At 46.4% G+C, this 873-nt stretch carries 1 protein-coding gene; it reads left to right on the top strand.

All coding sequences use genetic code 11. The features are described from left to right. On the top strand, positions 1 to 399 hold a 399-nt coding region (locus WG89_RS28835; RefSeq protein WP_153301907.1), incomplete at its 5' end, for a transposase. Positions 400 to 873 lie beyond the last annotated feature (474 nt).

Here is an 873-nt window from a genome sequence, read left to right as displayed (position 1 = left end):
GCCATAAAGAGCATCCCTGGATTTGGAGAATTAAGTGCTGCTTTTTTTGCCAATGAAATAGCCGGGGGGAATTTCAAGACAGTCGATCAATTCATAGCATTCCTTGGCCTCGATCTGCGATACAAGGATTCGGGCAAAAAGCACGGGCGTAGAAAGCTGAGTAAGCAGGGTTTAAGCGAAGGGCGCCGTTTGCTTTACAATGTGGCCATGGCAGCCAGTCGTGGGGCATTTAAAGCGATGTATGAGCACTATGCATCAAGAATGACTTGTACCCAGGCTTTGGTAGCCGTGATGCGCAAGCTGATACGTATAGCATTCAGCGTATGGCGTAGCCAAAAGACATTCGATATGGCTCAATATCATTCCCCCATTATGCAAAAAGCTATGCTGTCTGATTAAAGACCCAAGCCTCTTGCAGTGGAGAGTTTCTCACCGATGAGGCTCTAATTTCTTATGTAATTACTAAAAGCAGGTTGACAAGAAACATAGAGCCTCAGGATGAGCGGAGTATGTATAAGCGTAATTAACCGTACCGTTCGCACTGAGCCTGTCGAAGTGCATTACCGGCAYCCATCGACAAGCTCAGGATGAGCGGAGTCTGTGCGAGAATAACGCTTGTTGACACTAGCAGCCTGTCGGACTTGAACCCATAAACGCAGTTCAAGTAATTTCAGACTCTGACTATTCCGGAGAGAACTTATAAAACCCTCTCCGGCGCATTACATTTTCAACTTGTCCTTATGATTTTTCTCACTCTTGGCCTCAGATCAGCCCAATAGTGCCACAGATAAGTCGCCAACAAGACCAGTTCCAACCACTGCTCTTCATTCACTTGTTTCAGGCTGAACATCCGCCTCAAGTTATACGCAAGAC

It is taken from the genome of Endozoicomonas arenosclerae, assembly GCF_001562015.1.
GTDB classification, from domain to species: Bacteria; Pseudomonadota; Gammaproteobacteria; order Pseudomonadales; family Endozoicomonadaceae; genus Endozoicomonas_A; species Endozoicomonas_A arenosclerae.
This window is presented reverse-complemented; position numbering and strand designations above follow the sequence as displayed.